Raw genomic sequence first — 6,703 nt, 5'->3', positions numbered from 1 at the left:
ACTAGTTGTTGTGGGTCGTGACGTTGGTGACGTGGGTGTGGGGGTGAGCTGAGGGGCGGTTCTTTCGGCGGCAGGATGTGAAGCGCCAACACCACATCAGCCACGACCCGAAAGAACCGCCGTGTCTCACCGTAATGCCCCGCTCACTGTCGAGGGCCGTCACCGGCTCGTGCAACGCTGCCGTACTCGCCCGATCGCCCACGTCGCCGCGGAGATGGGTATCTCGCGGCAATGCGCGTCGAAGTGGGTCAACAGATTCCGTCGTCACGGTGAACTCGGTCTGCTCGATCGGTCCCCGACGCCACACAGGTCACCGTCGGCGGCCCCGGTCGAGATCGTGACCCGCATCGAGTACCTGCGCCGGTCCCGGAAATGGTCCGCGCGCCGGATCGGGCTCGAGCTGGCGGCCGAGGGCACCCGGATCTCGGTGCGCACGATCGGTCGGCACCTGGTCCGGCTCGGGTTGAACCGCCGCCGGTTCCTGGACCCCGGCGGTGAACCGAACCGGGCACCGCGGCGGATCATCGCCCGCCGGCCGGGCCATATGGTGCACGTCGATATCAAGAAGGCCGGCCGGATTCCTGACGGCGGCGGCTGGCGCGTCCACGGACGGGGATCAGCCCAGGACCTGGCCGCCCGGTCGGCGGGCAAACGCAAGCGGCCCTGACTGCGCTCATCGAAATTCCCCAACTGGGCTCGTCGAAATGCCTCACCCGTGGGCGGTCACGATTATAGGGGCTCGCGATTGCCGGTGGTTGCCCGCCGGAGGTTGTCCGCGGTTGCGTGATGATCGCGTAGCCGGTAGGAGTCGCCGTCGAGGTTGATGACCATCGACCGGTGTAACAGGCGGTCCAGGAGTGCGGCCGCGACGGTGTTGTCTCCGAGGATTTCGCCCCACGACCCGACACCTCGGTTGGTGGTGATCACGATCGAGGTCTTCAAATATCGTTGCGAGACAACCTGAAACAAGGCTGATGCCGCCTCGGCCGGCAACGGCAGGTAGCCCAGTTCGTCGATGACGAGCAAGGCCGGTCCGGCGTAGAACCGCATGGTGGTCGCCCACCGGCCCTCGATCGCCGCGCGGTGGCAGCGGGCAGCCAGATCGGCGGCGGTGGTGAAGTAGGTGCGGTAACCGGCGTGGGCGGCCGCGCGGGCGAGTCCTGTTGCCAGATGGGTCTTTCCGGTGCCGGGGGTGCCGATCAGCAGGACGTTGGTCGCGGATTCGAGGAACCGGCAGGTGCCGAGCTCGTCGAGCAGCGGCCGGTCGATCCCGGAGGCGGCATCGACGTCGAAGTTGTCCAGCGACGCGGGGGTTTGCAGGTTCGCGAACCGGAGACGCCCGTTCAGCCGGCGGGCTTCGGTGTCGTCGACCTCGATGCGTAGTAGTTTCTCCAAAGTCGCTGTCGCCGAGAGGTTCTGCGCGACGGCGTCTTCGAGGATCCGTGGGAGGGCTTCGGCGGCGGCGTGGAGTTTCAGCGTCGCCAGATGCGAGCGGAGCTGCTGGTAGCGGGTCGCGGTCTCGTCGGCGCCGGCGGCTTTCGTGGCTCGGCGGGCGGTCTTGTTCGGGCTGGTGGTCATTTGCGGCTCCTGGCGGTGGCGGCGCGCTCGTAGGCGGCCAGATCGGTGATGTTGCTGGTGACCGCCGATGCGGCTGTGCTGGTGTCGGCGGGATCGGCGGCTGCCCGCAGGGCCGCGGCGGCGGCGCGGGCGGCGTCGCCGGGTGGGATGCGTTCCTTGCGGCGGTGCGGGCGGCCGGTGTTCGCCGACTCCATCGCCGCGCGGTCGAGCGCGACGACGTGGCCGTGGTCACGGACCGTGGCGCCGAGGCCGTCGGCGGCGCGTTCGTGTCGGGCGATCACGATCCCGGCTGTGGTGGCGATGTCGATGGTGTTGCCGCGTAACGGTTGTGCGACGATGACCGTCGCCGCGGCCAGCTCGGGAGGCACCGAGTAGCGGTTGCCGCGCCAGGAGATCATCGCCTGCCGGGACACAACCCTCGGTTCGGTGACCATCGCCGGATACGGGTCAGCAGGTAACGGCCGCAATGGTTCTCGTGCCGCGATCGTCGCGACGCTGGCCCGGCCGTCGGCGGTCGGCCGCAGCCGGGTGTCGGTGCGCAGTGAACAGAACTTGTCCAGGCTCGCTTGTGCCTGTTCGACGGTGAGTTCGTCGGCGAGGGTGCGCCACCAGCGTTGCGCGGCAGTGTGATTGGCTTTCTCGACCACTCCTTTGCGGTTGCCGGCGCGGGCCGGGCAGATCTCCGGCAGCACGGCGTAGTACTTGAGCACCGCGGCGAACGACGCGGTGACCTGCCCCGACGACGGATAGCAGACAGTGGACATGCGGTCGAACCGCCACGACCCGGTCACCCCGCCCAGGGCGCGAGCGACCCGGTCCAGGCCCTCGATCAGGTGCGGCTGGTCGGTGGCCGGCGCGAGATAGCCGCGCCAGCGGCCGGAGTGGGCCAGGGACCCGACGAGCAGGTGCGCGTTCGCGCCCCACCCCCACGACTGCGGTGGGTTGGGCAGATCGACCCAGTCCCATTGGGTTTCACCACCGGGTGGGTGCGCGATGACGGCATTGGGGCGTTCGGTCACCCTCCGGCAGGCTTGGCAGACCGGACGGAGCTTGCGGGCGCGGATGTTGCGGGTCAGCGACTGATACGACAACCCGAACCCGAGAGGTTCGAGCTCGTCGAACAGGGTTTGCGCCCACAGGTGCGGGTCCTCGGTCAGGCGGGCGGTCACATAGTCCACGAACCGTTCGAACGGGTCGGGCTGGTGTCGTTTCCGGACCCCGGGCTGGCGTTCCCCGGCCAGATAGGCGCGGATCGTCTTGCGGTCGCGGCCGGTGTGGCGGGCGATCTGGGAGATCGTCCAGCCTCGGGCGCGCAGGGCACTGATTTCCACATCTTCCTCACGTGTCAACATGGAAAAGCGGGCCTCCTCCGAACGAAACTGCTGGTCAGGTGTGGTAACCACCAGCTTCGGAAGAGGCCCGCCCTTCACGACGAAGCCACACGGGCAAATGGGGAATTTCGATGAGCGTCAGTGGGGAGATTCAGTGAGCGCCGTCAGCCCGGCTACGCGTTCGGGCACACCGCGGTCGACGGCTACTCCCGGCTGGCCTACACCGAAGCCTTGGACGACGAGAAAGCAGTCACCGCAATAGGTTTCATGTTCCGGGCGCAAGCGTTCTTCGCCGCGCACGGCATCGACCGGATCGAGCGGATCGTCACCGACAACGGCGCCTGCTACAAAGCCCGAGACTTCGCGAAAGTACTACTCGGGGCCCGCCACCAGCGGATCACCCCGGAAGCTGTCAATCCGGATGAGACATCAGGCTGCGTAGGGGGTTTGTGGCGGGTGGTCGGTTCGGAGGGTGGCTGGCGGTTCGTTGATCCAGACCCGGATCGGCAGCCTGGGTGGTAGCGGTCGGCGGCCGTGGAAGCGTTCGGGGTGAGCCGTGAATGCCTGGTCCAGGGTCTGGGCTCGGCGTTGCTGGATCCCGGCGGCGGTGCCGTCGTGTACCGATGCTGCTGTGTGCCATGCGATCCCGGAATGGCGGTGCTCGTAATTGTAGTACCGGAAGAACGCCGCGCAGAATTGGCGTGCGTCTTCCAGCGAACCGAACGCGCCGGGAAATGCTGGGCAGTACTTCAAGGTTTTGAAGTTCGCTTCAGAGAAGGGGTTATCGTTCGACACGTGTGGCCGGGAATGGGACTGGTCGACCCCGAGCCGTGCATACAAGCCGGCGACGGTGTTCGATGTCATCGACGTGCCGCGGTCGGCGTGGACAGCGCCGGGTATGACGCCGTTATTTGCTTCGATGGCGTGGAGGATGAATTCTTTGGCGAGTTCACCGGTTTCGGTGGGCCAGATCTCCCAATGGATCACCTTGCGGGAGAAGATGTCGAGGATGACATACAGTTGATAATAGATTCCGCGGGCGGGGCCTTTCAATTTCGTGATGTCCCACGACCACACCTGGTTCGGTGCGTCGGCCATCAGTTCGGGTTTCTTGCGCGGCGGGTGGATGGCTTGGGCGCGGCGTTCGCCGGTCTGGCCGCGCTCACGCAGTAGTCGGTACATGGTGGCCACACTGGCCAGGTAGACGCCCTCGTCGAGGAGCACCGCCCACACCTGCGCGGGTGCTTTGTCCGCGAACCGCGGCGAGTCCAGCACCGCCAGAATCCGGTCGCGCTCGGCGTCGCTGAGCTGCGCCGGATGCCGACCCGGCCGCCGTTGCCGGCGCGGGTGCGGTATCGGATTACGGCGCCGATACTCGGTGGCACGAGACCTTCCCAACAGCGAACAGGTCGCCGAAACACCCAGTAGCTGTTCCAATCCCGGCGTCTGCTGGGTGAGGATGGCGTCTACTTGCCGTCGGAATCCGCGCTCTCGGAGATCTGTTCCAAGAGCGCGAAGGCTTTTCCCGCCAGATCCAGGGCAGCCTTGGTCTTACCCAGTTGTGACTCGAGTTTCTCGTTCTTCGCCGCCAGCTGCGTGGAATCGGATTTCAATTTCCGGTTCTCCGCCCGCAGCCGTTCCAACTCCTCGGTCACCGGATCCTTCGCCGGTTTCCCGGTCGTCGCGGACAGAGTTCCCTTCGACTGTTGTTTACGCCAATGCTCGATATGGGAATGGTAGAGACGCTCCGACCGCAACAAGGCGCCGCGTTCCGGGCCGCCTTCTGGCAGGGCGTCGTATTCGGCGAGGATCCGCGCCTTGTACGCGGCGGTGAACGTGCGCCGCGCCGGCCGCCCCGTCTTCTTGCCCACCGGCCCATTCTGCCCCGCCGCCGTCGCGGCGGCCTGGTCGGCCAAGGTCATCGTCACTGCTCGATCGTTCCTGTCTCGCCCTGGTCTACCTCAAAGGAGTACAGCGTCCCCCTGTCTCATCCCAGACTGACAGACAGGGGATCGACTGCAACGCCCGGGTAAGGCCGGGCAGCAAGCGCTGCACGCGCCACATGCCCTTCGACACCGGACCGGGCAAGACAAGGAATCGTCCTCGGGCCAGACCCTTCTCGGTTGTAGCAACAACCTGCCGCGGAGTGATCGCCGTCTTCAACGCGCGGCCGCGCTTGTTCGGGTTCTCGAAGAAGTCCGTAGCCATGGGGGTCTTGACGGCTTCCGGGCAGACACAAGCGAGCTTCACCCCTGTTCCGTCGATTTCGTAGCGGAGTGATTCCAGGAATCCGATCACCGCGGCTTTGGTCGCACCGTAGGCGGCCATCTTGTGCGGCGCGACGATTCCCGTGAGGGAGGCGACCACTGCGAATTCACCGCGGTGCCGCTCGATCATTCTCGGCAGCACCGCATACACGAGGTTGACAACGCCACCGTAATTCACTCGTGTCATCAACTCGACATCCGAGCGCGGGACCGACAAGGTCGGCCCAACCCGTGCCACTCCGGCACATGCGAACACGTGCTCGATCGCACCGAGGTCGTTCTCTATCTTGTCGACGACCGCACTCAACGCCTCGAGATCGGAGACGTCGACAGCGTAGGTGGCCACCTTGTCTCCGAACCGATTTGCTACCTCGAGCAGCGCCTTTTCACTGAGGTGATCCCAGCGATGGAATGGGCGCAATCGCCCATCAGACACGCACATTCGAGGAATACCGGGCAATGCCGGGAAAGGCGTGGAGCCCCCTGTAAGTGAGTTCTTACCACAGAATTCACACCCTCAGAGGACTCCACGTGATCGCCTATTCTGCCATGCTCGACGTCCCGCGTGAACTGGTCGACTACGTGTCGCGGCTGCTGGCCGGTGAACGCCGCCGACTCGGCACCCGCCGCGGTACCCGCGCACTGACCCCGTGGAAGCAAGCGGTGTTCGTGCTGGCCTGGATGCGCAAACGCGACGACGTGGCGATTCTCGGCACCGGATTCGGTCTCGGCCGCTCCACCGCGTACCGGTACCGCGACGAAGGCGTGAAAGTCCTTGCCGCCCAAGCACCCGAACTCCGCGAAGCCCTCGAACGAGCCGCCGCCGAAGGCATGGCCTACGTCATCCTCGACGGGAAGATCTTCGAGACCGACCGCGTCGGCGAGAAGACCGTCAGCGTGAAAGACGAGGTCATCGACCTGTGGTACTCCGGGAAAGCCCGCACCCAGGGCGCGAACATCCAAGCGGTATCCAGTCCGCAGGGAATCCCGCTGTGGGTCAGCGACGAAAACCCCGGCTCGATCCACGACATCAACGCCGCCCGGGAACTGGCCTTCGCCGACCTCTACCGGGCCGCAACACATCTGAACCTGCCCACCCTCGCAGACAGCGGCTACGAAGGCGCCGGCATCGGCGTCCACACCCCTGTCAAACAGCCGCCCGGAGAACATCTGCATGTCGACAACCGCGCCTACAACGCCTTGCTCCGTGGCATGCGTGCCCTCGGCGAACGCGGGTTCGCGCTGCTCAGTCAACGCTGGAGGGCGCTGCAGCGCATCACCATCAGCCCCGAACGAGCCGGCGGCCTCGTGAAAGCCGCTCTCGTACTCACACAATTCGAACATCAAATGATCTCATGAAAGTCGCTGGGATCACCTCACTGAGATCGAGCACTGCGATCCGGAATCTACGCTCAGCGAGGCGCTCGACGCCTGCCAGGCCGATCCCGCTGGCTCCTCCAGTGACCAGAGCCACCGATGACGATTGTGCGGCAGGAGTATTCATCATGCTTTCCTGTTCTCCTGCGC

Annotated in this window: 6 protein-coding genes and 2 pseudogenes; 3 read left to right on the top strand and 5 right to left on the bottom strand. The window is 65.7% G+C overall.

Annotation, left to right across the window (positions count from 1 at the left end; translation table 11 throughout):
• Positions 1-121 precede the first annotated feature (121 nt).
• Positions 122-655: pseudogene (locus LBW94_RS40445) on the top strand (helix-turn-helix domain-containing protein); the annotation flags it as partial.
• Between the two features lie 74 nt (positions 656-729).
• On the opposite strand, the gene istB reads toward LBW94_RS40445, so the two are convergent.
• The gene (istB, locus tag LBW94_RS40440) at positions 730-1,578 is read right to left on the bottom strand and encodes an IS21-like element helper ATPase IstB (RefSeq protein ID WP_225062770.1); all 849 of its coding nucleotides are present in this window, start codon (positions 1,576-1,578) and stop codon (positions 730-732) included.
• Positions 1,575-2,930: a Mu transposase domain-containing protein gene (locus tag LBW94_RS40435; protein ID WP_225062769.1), complete on the bottom strand. Its 1,356-nt coding sequence runs from the start codon at positions 2,928-2,930 to the stop codon at positions 1,575-1,577. The genes istB and LBW94_RS40435 overlap by 4 nt, the downstream gene beginning before the upstream one ends.
• A 150-nt stretch (positions 2,931-3,080) precedes the next feature.
• On the opposite strand from LBW94_RS40435, the pseudogene LBW94_RS40430 reads away from it, so the two are divergent.
• Positions 3,081-3,314, top strand: a pseudogene (locus LBW94_RS40430) (DDE-type integrase/transposase/recombinase); the annotation flags it as partial.
• Positions 3,315-3,338: 24 nt separating this feature from the next.
• On the opposite strand, the gene LBW94_RS40425 reads toward LBW94_RS40430, so the two are convergent.
• From LBW94_RS40425 to LBW94_RS40415, 3 genes are read right to left on the bottom strand one after another with little or no spacing between them, the layout of a single operon-like run.
• The gene (locus tag LBW94_RS40425; protein WP_225062797.1) at positions 3,339-4,346 is read right to left on the bottom strand and encodes an IS3 family transposase; all 1,008 of its coding nucleotides are present in this window, start codon (positions 4,344-4,346) and stop codon (positions 3,339-3,341) included.
• A 29-nt stretch (positions 4,347-4,375) separates the two neighbouring features.
• Positions 4,376-4,837 carry a hypothetical protein gene (locus LBW94_RS40420; protein WP_225062796.1) on the bottom strand — a complete coding sequence of 154 codons (462 nt, stop codon included), beginning with the start codon at positions 4,835-4,837 and terminating at the stop codon, positions 4,376-4,378.
• Positions 4,838-4,865: 28 nt separating this feature from the next.
• Entirely contained in the window at positions 4,866-5,618 is a 753-nt protein-coding gene (locus LBW94_RS40415; protein ID WP_266273300.1) for an SDR family NAD(P)-dependent oxidoreductase, read from the bottom strand.
• 89 nt (positions 5,619-5,707) lie between these two features.
• On the opposite strand from LBW94_RS40415, the gene LBW94_RS40410 reads away from it, so the two are divergent.
• Positions 5,708-6,535, top strand: coding sequence for a transposase family protein (locus LBW94_RS40410; protein ID WP_225062836.1), 828 nt, complete (start codon positions 5,708-5,710; stop codon positions 6,533-6,535).
• The last annotated feature ends 168 nt before the right edge of the window (positions 6,536-6,703 follow it).

It is taken from the genome of Nocardia sp. alder85J, from assembly GCF_020176955.2.
GTDB lineage: Bacteria > Actinomycetota > Actinomycetes > Mycobacteriales > Mycobacteriaceae > Nocardia.
The sequence above is the reverse complement of the archived record's forward strand: the minus strand, read 5'-3'. Positions and strand labels throughout refer to the sequence as shown.